Origin of the sequence: Streptomyces sp. WM6372 (genome assembly GCF_001279655.1) — a bacterium.
GTDB lineage: Bacteria > Actinomycetota > Actinomycetes > Streptomycetales > Streptomycetaceae > Streptomyces.
Map to the genome: position 1 here is coordinate 57,979 of NZ_LGDB01000025.1, position 16,025 is coordinate 74,003.

12 protein-coding genes and 3 tRNA genes are annotated in these 16,025 nt (G+C 72.1%); 9 read left to right on the top strand and 6 right to left on the bottom strand.

The features are described 5' to 3' along the window. Positions 1 to 18: 18 nt before the first annotated feature. Positions 19 to 1,371 (top strand): carboxyl transferase domain-containing protein, encoded by a 1,353-nt coding sequence (locus ADK52_RS04365; RefSeq protein WP_053688448.1) that lies wholly within the window; start codon positions 19 to 21, stop codon positions 1,369 to 1,371. A 45-nt stretch (positions 1,372 to 1,416) separates the two neighbouring features. Next, entirely contained in the window at positions 1,417 to 2,076 is a 660-nt protein-coding gene (locus ADK52_RS04370; RefSeq protein WP_147420053.1) for a DUF6461 domain-containing protein, read from the top strand. A gap of 179 nt (positions 2,077 to 2,255) precedes the next feature. Here ADK52_RS04370 and ADK52_RS04375 read toward each other — a convergent pair whose 3' ends face one another. Beyond that, the gene (locus tag ADK52_RS04375) at positions 2,256 to 3,530 is read right to left on the bottom strand and encodes an MFS transporter (protein ID WP_053688450.1); all 1,275 of its coding nucleotides are present in this window, start codon (positions 3,528 to 3,530) and stop codon (positions 2,256 to 2,258) included. A 333-nt stretch (positions 3,531 to 3,863) separates the two neighbouring features. Between ADK52_RS04375 and ADK52_RS04380 the strand changes: the two genes are divergently transcribed. The 3 genes from ADK52_RS04380 (at position 3,864) to ADK52_RS42150 (ending at position 8,056) form a co-directional block, all read left to right on the top strand. Next, positions 3,864 to 5,030 carry a carboxylate-amine ligase gene (locus tag ADK52_RS04380; protein ID WP_053688451.1) on the top strand — a complete coding sequence of 389 codons (1,167 nt, stop codon included), beginning with the start codon at positions 3,864 to 3,866 and terminating at the stop codon, positions 5,028 to 5,030. A 214-nt stretch (positions 5,031 to 5,244) separates the two neighbouring features. Next, positions 5,245 to 6,861 carry an MFS transporter gene (locus ADK52_RS04385; protein ID WP_053688452.1) on the top strand — a complete coding sequence of 539 codons (1,617 nt, stop codon included), beginning with the start codon at positions 5,245 to 5,247 and terminating at the stop codon, positions 6,859 to 6,861. Between the two features lie 184 nt (positions 6,862 to 7,045). Then, complete coding sequence (locus tag ADK52_RS42150; protein WP_053688453.1) at positions 7,046 to 8,056, top strand: hypothetical protein; 1,011 nt, start codon at positions 7,046 to 7,048, stop codon at positions 8,054 to 8,056. Positions 8,057 to 8,116: 60 nt separating this feature from the next. Here ADK52_RS42150 and ADK52_RS41110 read toward each other — a convergent pair whose 3' ends face one another. The 5 genes from ADK52_RS41110 to ADK52_RS04415 form a co-directional block, all read right to left on the bottom strand. Beyond that, positions 8,117 to 8,527: an SHOCT domain-containing protein gene (locus tag ADK52_RS41110; protein ID WP_053688454.1), complete on the bottom strand. Its 411-nt coding sequence runs from the start codon at positions 8,525 to 8,527 to the stop codon at positions 8,117 to 8,119. 57 nt (positions 8,528 to 8,584) lie between these two features. Next, positions 8,585 to 9,418, bottom strand: coding sequence for a class II glutamine amidotransferase (locus ADK52_RS04400; protein ID WP_053688455.1), 834 nt, complete (start codon positions 9,416 to 9,418; stop codon positions 8,585 to 8,587). A 339-nt stretch (positions 9,419 to 9,757) separates the two neighbouring features. Further along, positions 9,758 to 9,831, bottom strand: a tRNA-Ile gene (locus ADK52_RS04405). A 185-nt stretch (positions 9,832 to 10,016) separates the two neighbouring features. Beyond that, positions 10,017 to 10,089 (bottom strand) — tRNA-Asn (locus ADK52_RS04410). 5 nt (positions 10,090 to 10,094) lie between these two features. After that, positions 10,095 to 10,167: transfer RNA gene (locus ADK52_RS04415), tRNA-Asn, on the bottom strand. Between the two features lie 146 nt (positions 10,168 to 10,313). On the opposite strand from ADK52_RS04415, the gene ADK52_RS04420 reads away from it, so the two are divergent. The 4 genes from ADK52_RS04420 (at position 10,314) to ADK52_RS04435 (ending at position 16,003) form a co-directional block, all read left to right on the top strand. Continuing rightward, the gene (locus ADK52_RS04420) at positions 10,314 to 10,616 is read left to right on the top strand and encodes a hypothetical protein (protein WP_053688456.1); all 303 of its coding nucleotides are present in this window, start codon (positions 10,314 to 10,316) and stop codon (positions 10,614 to 10,616) included. Between the two features lie 73 nt (positions 10,617 to 10,689). Next, positions 10,690 to 12,144: an FGGY family carbohydrate kinase gene (locus tag ADK52_RS04425; RefSeq protein WP_053688457.1), complete on the top strand. Its 1,455-nt coding sequence runs from the start codon at positions 10,690 to 10,692 to the stop codon at positions 12,142 to 12,144. 206 nt (positions 12,145 to 12,350) lie between these two features. After that, positions 12,351 to 14,084, top strand: a complete 1,734-nt coding sequence (locus ADK52_RS04430; protein ID WP_053688500.1) for an ABC transporter ATP-binding protein — start codon at positions 12,351 to 12,353, stop codon at positions 14,082 to 14,084. Further along, positions 14,081 to 16,003 (top strand): ABC transporter ATP-binding protein, encoded by a 1,923-nt coding sequence (locus tag ADK52_RS04435; RefSeq protein WP_053688458.1) that lies wholly within the window; start codon positions 14,081 to 14,083, stop codon positions 16,001 to 16,003. The genes ADK52_RS04430 and ADK52_RS04435 overlap by 4 nt, the downstream gene beginning before the upstream one ends. Positions 16,004 to 16,025 lie beyond the last annotated feature (22 nt).

Here is a 16,025-nt window from a genome sequence, read left to right on the forward strand (position 1 = left end):
GGCCCATAGGGTGATGCCGTGACGACGACCCGCCTCTCGGCCCGCGCGGCCATCGCCTCCGTGACCGACCCCGGCAGCTTCGCCGAACTCCCCGTCCCGCAGCGGGCGTCCGCCCCGGACGGGCCCCTCACCTGGGCCGGCTACGACGACTCCCGCGCCCGCGCCACCGCACGGACCGGCGAACAGGAGTCCGTCGTCACCGGAACCGCCCTCGTCGGCGGCCGCCAAGCCGCCGTGATCTCCTTCGAGTTCGGCTTCCTCGGCGGTTCCCTCGGCGAGCGCACCGGAGACCGGCTCGAAGCCGCGTACACGTACGCTCGCGAACACCGCCTCCCCCTCGTCTCGCTGATCGCCACCGGCGGCTCCCGCATGCAGGAGGGCATGCTCGCACTGACCCAGCTCCAGCGCGTGGCCCGCCAGTCCGTCCTGACCCGGGCCGCCGGGCTCCCGCAGATCGCCGTGCTCCGCGATCCCACCACCGGCGGCGGCTGGGCCACCCTCGGCGCCGGGGCGGACGTCGTGCTCGCGCTCCCGGGTGCGCAGGTCGGCTTCGCGGGCTCCCGGGTGCGGCCGGCGGACGCGGACCCGGCGGCGTACACCGCCGAGGGCCAGTACGCCGCCGGGCACGTGGACGCCGTCGTCCCGCCCGCCGAACTGCCCGCGGCCCTCGCCGACTGGCTGCGCGTCCTGGCCGCGCCCCGCTCCCCCGAACCCGTCGAGCCCCCGGCCGCACTGGGCGGCGTACCCGGCGGTCTGCCCCCGCGGACCGGCTGGGACGCCGTACGGCAGGCCCGCCACCCCGGCCGGCCGCGCGCCGAGGCGTACCTGGACGCGTACTTCGCGCTCCGCCTGCCCCTCTCCGGGGACCGGGCGGGCGGCACGGATCCCGGGATGCTGTGCGGGTTCGGGCTGCGTCAGGGAAGGGCCGTCGCGTACGCCGCCCAGTGCGGCACCGCCACCCGCCCGGCCGGATACCGTACGGCGGCCCGCGTGATCCGCCTCGCGGACCGCCTCGGGATCCCCGTGCTCACCCTGGTGGACACACCCGGCGCGGCCAACGACGCCGCCGCGGAACACGCCGGAGCGGGAGCCGCCATCGCGGACACCTTCGCGGCGGTCGCGGCGGCCGCGGTCCCGGTGACCACCCTCCTGATCGGCGAGGGGGGTTCGGGCGGAGCCCTCGCGCTGGCCGCGCCGGGCAACACCTGGGTCACCCCGGACAGCTACTTCTCGGTGATCGCCCCCGAACTGGCGGCCGCCATCCTCAAGCGCCCCGCCTCCGAGGCCCCGTCGACGGCGGACCAACTCCGCATCCGACCGCAGGACCTGGTCGCCCTGGGCGTCGCGCGGGGCGTGGTCGGCCCCGCCTGACCCGGATCCCCGGCGTTGTCACAGGCTCCGGCCAGAATGTCCGTCATGACGGACGGAATAACCTGGCTGGCGGAACCCCGGTCGATCGCCTTCGGCGGCTACAGCGTGGTCATGGCGCGCGGGCTCACCCCGGAGGAGCTCGTCGGACGGCTCACGGAGACCGTGTACGGCCCCGAGCACACGGCCGTACCGGTCGGGAACCTCACCGGAGACGAGCTCGTCGAGCTCATCACCGACTCGTTCGGGAGCCAGTACGAAGGCATCGGCCTGCGCCACGGCCGGTGCGGCGACTGGTCGTACACGGTCGCGTACGGGGGCTGGATGGGCGAGTTCGAGGACGAGTCGCCGATCTCCCGCGGCGGCGTGGACGTCTGCCGCCTGGAGTTCGAGGAGGAGAACGGCAAGCCGGTCCCGCCGCAGTTCGCGTACACCCGCGACGGGGTCCGCCTCAGTTCCTTCAACCTGCACCTGGACGGTTCCTGGGGCTATGACGGCGTCGACGGCGACCCCGAGACGGCCTCGCGCGTGCAGGCCGAGCTGACCGCCGCGGGCCTCCCGGCGGACGAGGGCGCGGACGGGGAAGCGGACGACCGGGACGTCCACCGCACCGCCCTCGGCGTGCTGGAGCGCCACTTCGGCCTCTCGCTGCCCCGGGAGGAGATCGTGGGCGGCACGCTCCCGGCGGTACTCCTGGAACCGGCGTAGAACCCGGACGGGCGGACTCCGCGCGGCGGCGGCCGGGCCGGACGCGTCGGACCGACCGGACCGGACCTACCGTCGCCGCTGCCGCAGGCGCACGTCCACCGCGTACAGCCGCGTCACCTGCCGCGCCGGCTTGGACGGCGCGCCCGGCGCCGGGCGGGCCGCCGGCCGCGGGCCACGGATCACGCCTGCGGCGACCTCGCGTCGTAGCGGGCGAACCCGCGCCAGCGCAGGGCCAGCAGGAGCAGCACCAGCACGCACCCGAGCCCGCCGCCCGTGATCGCCACGGCCGGGGAGGTCAGGTCCGCGGTGGTCCCGGCGAGGAAGTCACCGAGCCGGGGCCCGCCCGCGACGACCACGATGAACACGCCTTGCAGGCGCCCGCGCATCTCGTCCGGCGTCGCGGCCTGCATCATCGTGGAGCGGAACACCATGGAGATGGTGTCGGCGCAGCCCGCCAGGGCCAGGAAGAACAGCCCGAGCCACAGGTTCCGGGTGAGCCCGAAGACGGCGATGGCCAGCCCCCAGGCAGCCACGGAGATCAGGATCGCCAGCCCGTGCCGGCGGATCCGGCCCTGCCAGCCGGAGAACAGCCCGCCCAGCAGCGCCCCGACGGCGGGCGCGGCCACCAGCAGGCCGACGGTCTTGGCGTCTCCGCCGTACCAGAGCACGGCGATGGCCGGGAACAGCGCCTTCGGCTGGGCCAGCACCATGGCGGCCATGTCGGAGAAGAAGGTCATCCGGATGTTCGGCCGGGTGCCGAGGAAGCGCAGTCCGTCCAGTACGGAGGCCCGCCCCCGCTTGCCGCCCTCCCGCTCGGGCAGCATCGCGGGCAGCCGCCACACCGCGTAGAGCGCGGCGCAGAAGGTGACGGCGTCGATCAGGTACGCGGCCTGGTAGCCCCACCAGCCGACGATGAGCCCGCCGAGCACCGGGCCGATCATCGTCCCGGAGGTCATCGTCACCGAGTTCAGCGCGTTGGCGGCGGGCAGCTGTTCGGTGGGCAGCAGCCTCGGGATCATCGCGGAGCGGGCGGGTCCGTTGAGGGCGCCGCAGACCGCCTGGAGCGCGACGACCGTGTACAGCAGCCAGACCCGGTGGTAGTCGAGGAGTGCGGCGCCGGCCAGCGCGATCGACAGGGCGGTCAGGCCGAGGGAGCTGTACAGGCCGAGCTTGCGCCGGTCGACGGTGTCGGCGATGGCCCCGCCGTAGAGGCCGAAGACGACGAGCGGGACGAGGGAGAAGAGTCCGACGAGCCCGACCGAGAAGCTGGAGCCGGTGATGTCGTAGACCTGGAGCGAGATCGCGAGGGCGGTCATCGCCTGGCCCATCCAGGAGATGGTGCCGCCGACCCACAGCCGCCGGTAGTCCGGGGACGTGCGCAGCGGGGTCAGGTCCGCGAATATTCGCGTCGGGCGTCGGGCGGGGGTGGGCGTGGGGGTGCTCGTACCGGTCACAGCGGATGATAACCAGCGGGCGTTCGGCGGCCCCAGGCATTAACGGGCCGGAGGCCCTCGGCGTTCCGGCCCGTCCGTCTCCCGGCTCGTCCGTCTCCCGGCCCCTCCGCGTTCCGGCCCCTCGGCGTTCCGGCTCTTCCGCGTTACGGCCCCTCGGCGTCCCGGCCCGTTCCCGCACGCGCACCAGTCGCCCCACCCGGATCCGCGGCCTCAGACCGGGTCGGTCCTTGCCGGTAACCCGCCACCATCACCCGACATTTGACTGAATCGACGTGCGCTCCTCCCCTGCCGTTCAGCTCATGATGAAAAGACTCGTATGTCCAGGGAGGCGTAGTGATCGAACCTGGCAACAGCACCACGAGCACCGGCAGCGCGGACAACGGAGTCCACGCGACCCCTCTCACAGCCCCGCTGACCGTAGGTGTCGAGGAGGAGTTCCTCCTCGTCGACTCCCGTACCTTCCGGGTGGTCCCGGCCGCCCCGCTCGTCCTGGCCACCGCCGCGGGCCTGCCCCACGAAGTGCACCCCGAGGGCACCCGCTACCAGGTGGAGATCTCCACCCCCGTCGCCGATTCGGCGACCGCGCTGCGCGCGGAGCTCGCCACGCTGCGGCGCACCCTCGCCCGGGCGGCCCGCGCCCACGGCTGCCGGCTGCTGGCCGCGCCCACGCCGGTCGTGGCCGTGGAGGGGCCGCTGCACCTGACCGACGACGAGCCGCGCCAGCGCGAGCAGCACCGCCGCTTCGGCGCGCTGACCGACACCCTGGTCAGCTGCGGCCGGCACATCCACATCGGCACCCTCGACGTGGACACGGCGGTGGCCGTGTCGAACCGGGTCAGACCATGGCTGCCCACGCTGATCGCGCTGGCCGCCAACTCGCCGTTCTGGGGCGGCCGTGACACGGGTCACGCCAGCTGGCGGGCGATGGCCTGGTCGGGCTGGCCCTCGGCCGGGCTGCCCCCGCACTTCACGTCCACGGCCCACTTCCGGCGCTCGGTGCAGACCCTGCTCGGCTCGGGAGCGGCCCTGGACACGAAGATGGTCTATTGGGACCTGCGCCCGTCCGGGCACTGGCCGACGCTCGAGATCCGGGCGCCCGACATGTCCCCGGACATCGACACGGCGATCCTCCAGGCCGAGCTGGTCCGCGCCCTGGTGGCGACGGTCCTGCGGGACATCGCGGAACAGCGTCCCGAACCGGCGCTGCGGGAGGACGTACTGCACCTCTCGCGCTGGCGGGCGGCCCACGACGGACTGGAGGGCTTCGGCCTCGACCCTTACACGGGAGTGGAGATCCCGGCGGCGGACCTGGCGGAGGCGCTGCTGGACCTGGTCGCCCCGGAACTCGCGGCGTCGGGCGAACTCGACCACGCGGCCAAGACCCTGGGAGGCCTTTTGCGCGACGGTTCCGGCGCCCACCGCCAACGCGCGGCCTTCGCCCGCCGCCAGGACCTGAACGACGTACTGCGCCACTTGGCGGACGAGACGGAGAACTTCTAGCCGGCGGGCCGGCGGCGGAGGTCCCCCGCGCGGACGCCGACGCCGACGCCGACGCCGCAGGTGCAGTCGCTTGGGCGCTGCACCTGCGGCCCGCAGGAGGACCGGTGGGACGGCCGCCGGTCCGGTACGGTGCCCGCCCGGGCGCCGCCCCCATCCGGCTGACGGCGCGGCGGGTCGGCCCGGGCGGCCCACGGGCGGCTGGAAGCATGCGTCCATGTCATCCCGGGCAGGCACGGCCGAGAGTTCGGCGAAGTCGCGAACCGTCCTGGTGACGCTCGCGTCCGGTCAGTTCCTGATGGCGCTCGACAGCTCCGTCATGAACGTCTCCATCGCCACCGTCGCCGAGGACGTCGGTACGACCGTGACGGGCATCCAGGGTGCGATCACGGCCTACACCCTCGTCATGGCGATGTTCATGATCCCGGGCGGCAAGGTCGGGGCGCTGATCGGCCGCAGACGCGCGTTCATGATCGGCTGCTGCATCTACGGGGCCGGCTCCCTCACCACGGCGCTCGCACCGAACCTGCCCGTGCTGCTGCTGGGCTGGGCGTTCCTGGAGGGGATCGGGGCGTCCCTCATCCTGCCCGCGATCGTCGCGCTCGTCGCCGGCAACTTCGCCGTCGAACGCCGCCCCGCCGCCTACGGACTCGTCGTCGCGGCAGGGGCGATCGCGATCGCGGTCGGGCCGCTCATCGGCGGCATCGCGACGACGTACTTCTCCTGGCGGTGGGTCTTCGCCGGGGAGGTCGTGGTGGTGCTCGCGATCCTCCTGCTCGCGCGCCGCGTCGCGGACGCCCCGCCCGGGGAGCGCCGGAGCATCGACTTCACGGGCGCCGTCCTCTCCGCGCTCGGGCTCGGGACCTTCGTCTACGGCGTGCTCCGGTCCGACGAATGGGGCTGGTTCCGCCCGAAGCCCGACGCGCCCGCGTGGCTCGGTGTGTCCCTGACGACGTGGCTGATGCTGGCGGGCCTGGCGCTGCTCTGGCTCTTCCTCCGCTGGGAGGCCAAGGTCGTCAAGCGGGGCCGGGATCCCCTCGTCGATCCCGGCATGCTGCAGAACAAGCAGCTCACCGGCGGCCTGACGATGTTCTTCTTCCAGTACCTCGTGCAGATGGGCGTGTTCTTCGTCGTCCCGCTCTACCTGTCCGTCGCCCTGGGCCTGTCGGCGCTGGAGACCGGTGTCCGCCTCCTGCCGCTCTCGGTGAGCCTGCTGGCGGCCGCGACCCTGATCCCGCGCTTCCTCCCGGACGTCTCGCCCCGGCGGGTGGTGCGGCTCGGGATCTTCGCTCTGCTCGCGGGAGCGGTGGTGCTGATGGCCGCGCTCGACGCGGACGCCGGCGCCGAAGTCGTCACCGTCCCCCTCCTGCTGATCGGGCTCGGCATGGGAGCGCTGGCGTCCCAGCTCGGATCGGTCACCGTGTCCGCGGTGCCGCAGGCGCAGAGTGCGGAAGTCGGCGGCGTACAGAACGCCGTCACCAACCTCGGCGCCTCGATCGGTACCGCCCTCGCCGGATCGATCATGATCGCCGCGCTCACGTCGTCCTTCCTGACCAGCGTCGAGGCGAATCCGGCGGTTCCGGACAGCGTCACGAGCCAGGCGACCGTCCGGCTCCAGAGCGGCGCGCCGTTCCTGTCCGACGCCCAGCTGGGGACGGCCCTCGACGAAGCCGGCGTGAGCCCGGAGCTGTCCCAGGCGGCAATGGACGCGAACGCGGACGCCAGGCTCGACGGCCTGCGCGCGGCGCTGGCCATCCTGGCCCTGGCCGCGCTCATCGCCCTGTTCTTCACCCAGCGGATCCCGTCGGTCCAGCCGCGCTCGCCGGAGCCGTAGCCGCTGCCCGCGTGCGGGGGCGGCCGCGCGCGTGCGGGGGCCGGGCCGGGCGCGCAGCATGGAAGCACGGCCGCCGGGACCGGGGCGATCACCGGGCTCCGTGCCCGTCGGACCCCGGACCCCGGGCCCGGACCCCGGGCCCGTACGCCCGTACGCCTGGAGGCCCGTACGCCTGGAGGCCCGTATGCCCCACCGCCCGCCGCCCGGCCCGCCCCGGACCGCCTCCGTAGCCGTCGCGGCCGTCCTGGCGGCCGCCCTCGCCGCCGTGCCGAGCGGCTCCGCCCATGCCTTCACCGGTGACAACCACGAGGGCATCACCCGGGCCGCACTGCCGTGGGAGCCGATCACGCTGACGGCGATGGCCGACGCCCGCGACGGGGCGATCAACGCCAACGACCACCGCCCCTACTTCGACGTCGGCCCCCTGCACTGCGACAACGCCGACTACCTCGGCCCCCACTACGCCCCCGACTACCCCCGCACCCGGGACGAGGCCACCACCGAGCTCCTCGCTTGCATCCGCACCTCCGTCACCCGCTTCCGCAACGCGGTCCGGGCAGCGGACGGCCTCGTCGGCGCCGACGGCAAGGTGCGCGCCGACCAGAGCGACCTGTCCTCCCCCTGCGCGTGGGACGGGAAGCCCGGGCGGGCCAAATGCACCGTGCTCGAACAGCTCGGCCGCGGCTGGCACCAGATCGAGGACTTCTACGCGCACTCCAACTGGAGCGACCGGGCCGCCCCCGGCCCGATCGGCCTCGGCAACCCGCCCGGCCTGCAACGCACGGGCCCCGCTCCGTTCCTCGAGATCCGCCGCTACAGCGCCATGAAGGACGCCGCCTGGACCCAGGAGGCGCGCGAGCACGTCCCCGCGGACCTCGCCACCGGCTGCTACACCGACATCGATTCCACCGGCGTCAAACCGGCCGACTGCGCCGGCCGCGTCGCCCACAACCGGGTCCTGAACAAGGACACCGCCGCGTCCGACCGCTCCAAGACGGGCGACAACTTCGGCCACGCGACGGCGGGGGCGACCGCCGAGATCACCCGCCAGTGGAACGACTTCAAGGCCGAGCTGCTCACGGCGTACCCCGATCACGGGCGCGGCGCGCAGATGGTCTGCGCGCTCGTCCACGACGACCCGGCCGCCGCCTGCCCCGGCCCCGGCCCCGGCCCCAGCCCCAGCCCCAGCCCCTGACGGTGGAGCGGGCGTACGGCGGCCGGCGCAACCGCCGTACGCCCGCTCCGCCGCTCCCGCTTACGGCGCCAGGACCTTGGCCTTGGCCTGCTCGAACTCGGCGGCCGAGATGTCGCCCCGGTCCCTCAGCTCGGCGAGCCGGGCCAGTTCCTCCGACTGGCTCGCGCCCGCGGCGCTCTGTACGTAGGAGCGGAACTCCTCCTCGTTGCGCTGGGCCCGCCGCAGCTCGCGTTCGCCCATCCCGCGCCCGCGGGCGATCACGTACACGAACACGCCCAGGAAGGGCACGATGATGACGAAGATCATCCATCCCGTCTTCGCCCAGCCGCTCAAGTCGTCGTCGCGGAAGATGTCGCCGATGATCCGGAAGAGCAGCATGAACCAGAGCACCCAGATGAAGATCAGCATCATGGTCCAGAACATGTTCAGCAGTGGGTAGTCCACTGCCAGGTTGAACAACGACTCCTTCATGGCCGGTCTCCTATCGACTGCGGGCACAGGCGTCGGTCGTGGCGTCAGGTCGTGGCGTCAGGCCGCTTGTGGGACGAAGGGGAACATCGCGTCCGCTCCCGGCCGCACGACGCCGTAGCTGCTCTCGGGCACCTCGTTCCAGGCGCCGGGCAAGTCGCCGAGGGGTTCGGACACGATGAGGCGGGTCTCGTCGGACACCTCCTGCAAGAACTCCATGTCGGGGTGCAGTGTGCGCAGGGTGTCCACACGGCTGCTGTAGAACAACGACCGGGATTCGCTCTTGCTGGAGTAGCGGAAGGCCCAGACGCTCACGCCGTCGGTCACGGCGACCGTCATCTGGAGCGGGAACTCGACCCCGTGCTCCCGGCCGACGCGTTCCACGACCCCCGCCATCCGCGCGACGGCGCCGGGCGCGTCCTGGTCCAGGCCGAAGGTGACCGCGAGGTAGAACATCATCTCGGAGTCCGTCGTGCCTTCGATGTCGTTGAACAGCGCGGGGTCGACGAGCAGGGCGAGTTCGCGCCGTATGAGGTGGAAGTCGGCGATGGACCCGTTGTGCATCCACAGCCAGCGGCCGTGCCGGAAGGGGTGGCAGTTCGTCTGCTGCACCGCCGTTCCGGTCGACGCCCGGATATGGGCGAAGAACAGGGGGGAGCGGACGTGGTCCGCGATTTCCCGCAGGTTGCGGTTGTTCCAGGCGGGTCCCACGTCCCGGAGGACCGCGGGAGCGCCGCCGTCCTCCGTGTACCACCCGACGCCGAAGCCGTCGCCGTTCGTCGTCTCCACACCCAGTTTGGAGTGCAGGCTCTGGTCGATCAGCGAGTGCGCGGGCTTGTAGAGGATGGTGTCGAGCAGGAGAGGCGTTCCCGAGTACGCGAGCCATCGGCACATGAGTGATCACCTGTTCTCGTTCTCCAGCGCGGTCCGGGACTTGCTCGCGCGTCTGGCGGAGGCAGGTGCTCGCCTCGTCTCCTGGGCCGTTCCCCGGCAGAGCCGCGGATGACGCCGACCGGACCTACCGGCAGTCCCATGATCTGCCCTTCCCGTGGTGATCGCCACGCGTACGCGACCGGGCACTGGGCGCACCACAAGGAGACGGCCACCGGGCTGGAAGAGAAAGGGTGCGGCGCTGCCGGAACACCGGAACGAGATCGGCTCGCCTGCGGCCACGACAGGCCCCGAACACGCCAAAGCCGCAAGCGAGAACGTTTCTTCGCCTGCGGCTCGCGGTGGGGCGGGTGGGACTCGAACCCACGGCCGACGGATTATGAGTCCGCTGCTCTAACCGGCTGAGCTACCGCCCCTTCACGGCGTGGCGCGTACATGTGTGCGCGCCGTCTGCCGCAGCATAGCCGCTCATACGATCTCCTGCCTCGGATGCCTCGCATGATCGGCTTCGCCTGCTCAGGGAGACCGTTCTGAGGGCTGCCCGGTTCCAGAACCAGGGCAAAAAGAAAGAGGACCCCGCGTGAGGTCCTCTTCTTTCACGCTCCCCCGACTGGACTCGAACCAGTAACCTGCCGGTTAACAGCCGGCTGCTCTGCCAATTGAGCTACAGGGGACTGCGCTCCCCCGACTGGACTCGAACCAGTAACCTGCCGGTTAACAGCCGGCTGCTCTGCCAATTGAGCTACAGGGGATTGCTGCGGTGCACCGAACAGCCCACCTCCGGCCTTGCTGGAGGGGCGAGCGCCCGTTGCGAGTCATAGATTAGCGCAAGCAGGGGGGTGCTCCGCCAATCGGTATCGCCAGCAGGCCGGGCACCACACGACGAAGGGTGGCAGGCATGCGGTACAAGGTCACGTTCGTGGTCGGACTGGCCCTCGGATACGTCCTCGGAACCCGCGCGGGGCGCGAGCGTTACGAGCAGTTGAAGAAGTCCGCGCGCGAGCTCGCGCAGAACCCGGCGGTGCGCAACGCCGCCGAGACCGCCGGTCAGACGGGCCGGGAGTACGCCGGGAAGGCCTACGCCGCCGTGAGCCACAAGGTCGGCGACGCGATGCCGTCCTCCCTGGCCGGGCGGGTACGGGGACTGCGCGACCGGGCCGGCGGCGGCTCCGAGGATGAATGGGGCACCAGCAACACCTGAACCGCTGGAACCGGGCGGGATCCGGCGCCTCCGGGCGGCGGATCCCGCCCCGGCGTGCGGCAGAATTCTCCGCATGGGGATAGTCGCCGGGCTGGACAGCTCTTCCGCCTTCACTCGCATCGTCGTCTGTGACACCGACACGGGTGCCGTGCTGCGCCAGGGGTACGCCCCGCATCCGCAGCCGGCGGGCGATCCCGAGGGCGTCCACCCCCACGAGACCGACCCGCAGGCCTGGCTGCTCTCCCTCGGCGAGGCCGCCGGCGGCGGGCTCCTCGAAGGCGTGCAGGCCATCGGCGTCTCCGCGCAGCAGCACGGGCTGCTGCCCCTGGACCAGCAGGGCGCCCTCGTACGCCCGGCCCTGATCGGCAACGACAAGCGCGGGCAGGTGGCCGCCGCCGACCTGATCGAGGCGCTCGGCGGCCGGCAGGCCTGGGCCGAGGCCGTCGGGTCCGTCCCGCACTCCGCGCAGCCGGTGGCGAAGCTGGCCTGGCTGGCCCGCACCGAGCCGGACGCGGCCCGCCGGGTGGCCGTGCTGATGTCCGCGCACGACTGGCTGGTCTGGCAGCTGCTGGGCCGGCCGGCCCGGCGGACCACCGACCGGGGCGGCGCCTCGGGCACCGGGTACTGGTCGCCGGCCACCGGCTCGTACCGCCCCGACCTGGTCGAGCTGGCGCTCGGCCACATGGCGCTGCTGCCCGAGGTGCTCGGTCCGGCCGAGGCCGCCGGGATGACACCGGAGGGGCTGCTGATCTCCGCCGGCACCGGGGAGACCATGGCCGCCGCGCTCGGGCTGGGCCTCGGCCCCGGCGACGCGGTGGTCTCGCTGGGCGCCTCCGGCTCGGTGATGGCCGTGCACCGCGAGGCGCTGTCGGAGCCGGGCGGGCTGATCACCTCGCTGGCCGACGCGAGCGGCATGCACCTGCCGGTGGTGAACACCTCCAATGCCGTACGGGCGCTGCGCGGCACCGCCGAGCTGCTGGGCACCGATCTGGAGGGGCTGTCCGCGCTCGCGCTGAAGTCGACGCCGGGTGCGCACGGCCTCGTGCTCTTGCCGTACCTGGAGGGTGAGCGGACGCCGAACCTGCCGCACAGCGCCGGGACCCTGTCCGGGCTGCGGCGGGACTCGATGAAGCCGGAGCACCTGGCGCGGGCCGCGTTCGAGGGCATGCTGTGCGGGCTGGTCGACGCGCTCGACGTGCTGCGTTCGCGCGGGGTGGAGATCCGCCGGGTGTTCCTGCTGGGCGCGGCGGCCGAGCTGCCCGCCGTACAGGCCGCGGCTCCGGGGCTGTTCGGGACGCAGGTCGTCGTACCGGCGCCGGCCGACTACGCGGCGCTGGGCGCCGCGCGCCAGGCCGCCTGGGCGCTCGGGGTGCAGCAGGGCACGCTGGCCCCGCACACCCCGCCGGTGTGGCCGGGTCCGGCGGCGCAGGTCTTCGAGCCGGGCGAGGAGTACCCGGCGTGGCAGGCGGTGCGCCAGCAGTACATCGCGACGCGGGAGCAGATCCACCCCGGGGCGTTCCAGGGCTGAGCGGCCGGGGGTCCGGCGAGGCCGGGCGGCCGGGGTGCCCCGACGCCCCCGGCACTCCGCTCGGGCGCGGGGCGTACTGCCGCCGGAGTAGGCCCGGCGGCCGGTCTACTCCTTTTGACCTGCCTTTGCGAAAACCGGTGGGGATCGGCCGCGCGGTGGCCGAAGATGGAGTGAACCCCCTCGATCTTGCCGACCGGAGCCTGCGCGTGCTCATACGACTCTTGCGGACCCATCTGGGTCCGTACCGGAAACCGATTGCCCTCCTGGTCCTGCTGCAACTGCTGCAGACCAGTGCGAGCCTCTACCTGCCCACGCTCAACGCGGACATCATCGACAACGGTGTCGTCAGCGGGGACACCGGCTACATCCTGCGCTTCGGCGCGCTGATGCTCGGCGTCTCGCTCGTCCAGCTCGTGTGCAACTGCGGCGCCGTGTACTTCGGCGCCCGTACCGCGGCCGCCGTCGGCCGCGACATCCGCGCCTCGGTCTTCGACCGGGTGCAGAGCTTCTCCGCGCGCGAGCTCGGACAGTTCGGCGCGCCCTCGCTGATCACGCGTACGACGAACGACGTGCAGCAGATCCAGATGCTGGTCCTGATGACCTTCACGCTGATGGTCTCGGCGCCGATCATGTGCATCGGCGGCATCGCCATGGCGCTCTCGCTCGACGTGAAGCTGTCCGGCATCCTGCTGGCCGTGGTCCCCGTCCTCGGCCTGTCGGTCGGCGCGATCGTCTTCCGGACGCGGCCGCTGTTCCGGAAGATGCAGGTCCGCCTGGACACCGTGAACCGGGTGCTGCGCGAGCAGATCACCGGCAACCGCGTGATCCGCGCCTTCATCCGCGACGACTACGAGAAGGACCGCTTCCGGGAGGCCAACGCCGACCTGACCGGGGTCTCCCTCGCGGCCGGCAAGCTGCTCGCGCTGATGTTCCCGACCGTGATCGTGGTCGTGAACATCTCCAGCGTCGCCGTCATCTGGTTCGGCGCGATGCGCATCGACAGCGGCGGCATGGAGATCGGCCAGCTGACGGCCTTCCTCGCCTACCTGATGCAGATCGTCATGTCCGTGATGATGGCCACCTTCATGTTCATGATGGTGCCGCGCGCCGAGGTCTGCGCCGAGCGCGTCCAGGAGGTCCTGGACACCGAGTCCAGCGTGGTCCCGCCCGTCGACCCCGTGCGCAAGCTGCTCGCCCGCGGGCAGCTGGAGCTGCGCGCGGCCGACTTCCGCTACCCGGGCGCCGAGGCGCCGGTGCTGCGCGGGGTGGACCTGGTGGCCCGCCCCGGCGAGACCACCGCGGTCATCGGCTCCACCGGCAGCGGCAAGTCCACGCTGCTGGGCCTGGTCCCGCGGCTGTTCGACGCGACCGGCGGCGATGTGCTGGTCGACGGTGAGGACGTACGCCGCCTCGACCCGGAGCTGCTGGCCAAGACGGTCGGCATGGTCCCGCAGAAGCCGTACCTCTTCTCCGGAACCGTCGCCTCCAACCTGCGGTACGGGCGTCCCGACGCCACCGACGAGGAGCTGTGGCACGCGCTGGACGTGGCGCAGGCCAAGGGCTTCGTGTCGGAGTTGGAGGGCGGTCTGGACGCGCCCATCACCCAGGGCGGAACGAACGTCTCCGGCGGCCAGCGCCAGCGCCTGGCCATCGCGCGCACGCTGGTGCAGCGCCCGGAGATCTACCTCTTCGACGACTCCTTCTCGGCACTCGACTACGCGACGGACGCGGCGCTGCGCGCGGCGCTCGCCCGCGAGACGGAGGAGGCGACGGTGGTCATCGTCGCCCAGCGGGTCTCCACGATCCGTGACGCCGACCGGATCATCGTGCTGGACGAGGGCCAGGTCGTGGGCGAGGGACGCCACCACGAGCTGATGGCCGACAACGAGACCTACCGGGAGATCGTGCTCTCCCAGCTGACGGAGGCGGAGGCCGCATGAGCGGGCCCGGAGGACGGATGATGATGGGGCCGGCCGAGCGGTCCATGGATTTCAAGGGCTCGGGCAAGCGGCTGCTGAGCCAGATCGCGCACGACCGGGTCAAGTTGTGGGGCATGGTCGTCGCCGTCGTCGGCAGCGTCGGCTGCTCGGTCGTCGGTCCGAAGATCCTCGGCGAGGCGACCGACCTGGTGTTCGCGGGGATCGTCGGCCGGCAGATGCCGGCCGGGATCACCAAGGAGCAGGCGCTGGACGGTCTGCGCGCCAAGGGCGAGGGCGGGATGGCGGACATGCTGTCCGGCACCGACTTCACCCCCGGCGAGGGCATCGACTTCGGTGCCGTCGGGGTCGTGGCGATCTGGGCACTGGTGGTCTTCACCCTCGCCGGCCTGCTGATGCTGGTCGCGACGCGGCTGTCGAACCACATCATGAACGGCACCGTGTACCGGCTGCGCGAGGAGCTGCAGGCGAAGCTGTCGCGGCTGCCGCTGTCCTACTTCGACCGGCAGAAGCGCGGTGAGGTGCTCAGCCGGGCCACCAACGACATCGACAACATCGGGCAGACGCTCCAGCAGACGATGGGCCAGCTGCTCAACTCGCTGCTGACGATCGTCGGCGTGCTGGCGATGATGTTCTGGATCTCCCCGCTGCTGGCGCTGGTCGCGCTGGTGACCATCCCGGTGTCGGTCTTCGTCGCGGCGAAGATCGGCAAGAAGTCGCAGCCGCAGTTCGTTGCGCAGTGGAAGTCGACGGGTGCGCTGAACGCGCACGTCGAGGAGATGTACTCGGGCCACACGCTGGTGAAGGTGTTCGGCCGGCAGAAGGAGTCCGCGGCGGTCTTCGCCGAGCAGAACGAGGCGCTGTACCGGGCCTCGTTCAAGGCGCAGCTGGTCAGCGGGATCATGCAGCCGGTGATGTTCTTCATCTCGAACATCAACTACGTGCTGGTGGCGGTCGTCGGTGGTCTGCGGGTGGCCTCGGGCAGCCTGTCGATCGGTGACGTGCAGGCCTTCATCCAGTACTCGCGCCAGTTCTCGATGCCGCTGACGCAGGTCGCCTCGATGGCGAACCTGGTGCAGTCCGGTGTCGCCTCGGCGGAGCGGGTCTACGAGCTGCTCGACGCGCAGGAGCAGGAGCCGGACGCCGAGGTTCCCGAGCGTCCGGAGCGGATCCGCGGCCAGGTCACCCTCGACAAGGTGGCCTTCCGCTACGAGCCGGACAAGCCGCTGATCGAGAACCTGTCGCTGACGGTCGAGCCCGGCCACACGGTCGCGATCGTCGGCCCGACGGGCGCCGGCAAGACCACGCTGGTGAACCTGCTGATGCGGTTCTACGAGGTCACGGGCGGCGAGATCGCCCTGGACGGGGTGGACATCGCGAAGATGACCCGCGAGGAACTGCGCGGCGGCATCGGCATGGTGCTCCAGGACACCTGGCTGTTCGGCGGGACCATCGCGCAGAACATCGCCTACGGCGCCGCCCGCGAGGTCACGCGCGCCGAGATCGAGGAAGCGGCGCGCGCCGCCCACGCGGACCGGTTCATCCGCACCCTGCCCGACGGCTACGACACCGTGCTGGACGAGGAGGGCGCGGGCGTCAGCGCGGGCGAGAAGCAGCTGATCACCATCGCCCGGGCGTTCCTGTCGGACCCGGTGATCCTGGTCCTCGACGAGGCGACGAGCTCGGTCGACACCCGTACCGAGGTACTGATCCAGAAGGCGATGGCCCGCCTGGCACACGGCCGTACGTCCTTCGTGATCGCGCACCGGCTGTCCACCATCCGCGACGCGGACGTCATCCTCGTCATGGAGAACGGCTCGATCGTCGAGCAGGGCACCCACGAGGAACTGCTCGACGCGCACGGCGCCTACGCCCGCCTGTACGCGGCACAGTTCGCACAGGCCGTGGCCGAGGTCGACTAGCGTCGGCGTGCCGGCTTGCTGT